The sequence below is a fragment of the Candidatus Erwinia dacicola genome (assembly GCF_001756855.1).
Lineage (GTDB): Bacteria > Pseudomonadota > Gammaproteobacteria > Enterobacterales > Enterobacteriaceae > Erwinia > Erwinia dacicola.
Map to the genome: position 1 here is coordinate 1 of NZ_MAYS01000106.1, position 1,959 is coordinate 1,959.

Below are 1,959 nucleotides of genomic sequence, written 5' to 3' on the forward strand. Positions count from 1 at the left end.
ATATCTTTGCAACAATGCCCCGTTTATTCAGGAGAAGTCATAATCATGTACTGTCCGGTCATTGAGCTGACGCAGCAGCTTATTCGTCGCCCTTCCCTCAGCCCGGATGATGCCGGTTGTCAGGCTATTCTGATTGCCCGCCTGCAGGCGCTAGGCTTCACTATTGAACCGATGAACATCGGTGATACCCAGAATTTCTGGGCGGGGCGCGGTCAGGGTGAAACCCTAGCATTTGCCGGCCACACCGACGTGGTGCCGACCGGCGATGCCAACCGCTGGATCAACCCGCCGTTTGAACCCACCATTCGCGACGGCATGCTGTTCGGCCGCGGCTCGGCCGATATGAAAGGCTCACTGGCGGCGATGACCGTGGCCGCCGAGCGCTTTGTCGCCGCGCATCCAAACCACAAAGGCCGCCTAGCGTTCCTGATTACCTCTGATGAAGAGGCCTGCGCCATTAACGGCACGGTGAAAGTCGTGAAAGCGCTGATGGCGCGCAACGAGCGCATGGATTACTGCTTGGTGGGCGAGCCGTCGAGCACCGAAGTGGTGGGTGACGTGGTGAAAAATGGTCGTCGCGGGTCAATGACCGCCAACCTGACGATTCACGGCGTGCAGGGCCATGTGGCTTATCCGCACCTCGCCGATAACCCGGTACACCGTGCAATACCCGCGCTGAATGAGCTGGTAGCCACCGAGTGGGACCAGGGCAACGAATTCTTTCCGCCGACCAGCATGCAGATTGCCAACGTGCAGGCCGGCACCGGCAGCAATAACGTGATCCCTAGCGACTGCTTCGTGCAGTTCAACTTCCGTTTCAGCACCGAACTGACCGACGAGCTGATCGTTCAGCGCGTGCAGGAACTGCTAGACCGCCATCAGCTGCGCTATAGCATTGAGTGGAAAGTGTCCGGTCAGCCGTTCCTGACCTCACGCGGTAAGCTGGTGGATGCTGTAGTTAACTCAGTTGAGCACTATAATGAGATCAGACCGCAGCTGCTCACCACCGGTGGCACCTCTGACGGGCGCTTTATTGCCCGCATGGGCGCACAGATAGTGGAACTGGGTCCGGTGAACGCAACCATTCATAAGATCAATGAGTGTGTCAAAGCCGCCGATCTGCAGCTGTTAAGCCGCATGTATCAGCGGATTATGGAACAGCTGATTGCCTAAGCGATCTGGGGTGAAGATATGGAATTTTTAAAGCATTACTGTTGGATATTGGTGATCCTGCTGATGATCGGTATTCTGATGAATGTCTATAAAGGCCTGAAGTGTATCGATCATAAAAAGTTTCTTGATAACAAGCCTGAACTGCCACCGCATCGTGATTTCAACGATAAGTGGGATGACGAAGACGACTGGCCGAAAAAGAAGTAGCCTCAAATCCTTATTTAATTTCATCCTGATGGTTAGGAGATTGAATCGTATCTTTGGAGATCGCCTGACCATGACTTCCATCGCGCACCATCCCTATGATAACGCAGTTAAGCGGGCACTGTTGCAAAGATATTGATGAGTTAGCCTTTCGTGTTATTGAAAGGTCTTATCTTTCAAAGACTCTGCTCACCAGACGCATCTCGCCTAGGGGATGCCCCAAATAAAATGATTCTGCCTGACCTTTTTGTAGCGCACGCATCACTTCAATGCCTTTGATTGTGGCGTAAGCCGTCTTCATTGATTTGAAGCCCAGCGTGGCGTTGATTATCCGTTTCAGTTTGCCATGATCGCACTCAATTATATTATTCCGGTACTGTATTTGCCGGTGATGCACATGCTGCGGACATTTACCTTCCCGCTTCAGCAATGCCAGCGCCCGCCCATACGTCGGGGCTTTATCTGTGTTGATCAACCGTGGAATTTGCAGGCGCTTCGTATTATTCAGAAGTTTACCCATAAAGCGATAGGCGGCTTTGGTGTGACGACGTGAAGACAGGTAAAAGTCAATGGTGCAGCCCC

Annotated in this window: 3 protein-coding genes; 2 read left to right on the forward strand and 1 reads right to left on the reverse strand. The window is 52.8% G+C overall.

The annotated features are described in order from the left end of the window. Positions 1-45: 45 nt before the first annotated feature. Positions 46-1,173: a succinyl-diaminopimelate desuccinylase gene (gene dapE / locus BBW68_RS03100; RefSeq protein ID WP_070133961.1), complete on the forward strand. Its 1,128-nt coding sequence runs from the start codon at positions 46-48 to the stop codon at positions 1,171-1,173. Between the two features lie 18 nt (positions 1,174-1,191). Then, positions 1,192-1,380 (forward strand): YpfN family protein, encoded by a 189-nt coding sequence (locus BBW68_RS03105; protein ID WP_070133962.1) that lies wholly within the window; start codon positions 1,192-1,194, stop codon positions 1,378-1,380. Between the two features lie 166 nt (positions 1,381-1,546). Here the strand turns inward: BBW68_RS03105 and BBW68_RS03110 are convergent. Then, positions 1,547-1,959, reverse strand: a 413-nt coding sequence (locus BBW68_RS03110) for a DDE-type integrase/transposase/recombinase (RefSeq protein WP_148127524.1), incomplete at its 5' end; no start/stop codon positions are given.

Bases quoted from the DNA above. Each gene is read 5' to 3' on its own strand.
- dapE (WP_070133961.1), top strand. From the start codon at position 46: ATGTACTGTCCGGTCATTGAGCTGACGCAGCAGCTTATTCGTCGCCCT.
- BBW68_RS03105 (WP_070133962.1), top strand. From the start codon at position 1,192: ATGGAATTTTTAAAGCATTACTGTTGGATATTGGTGATCCTGCTGATG.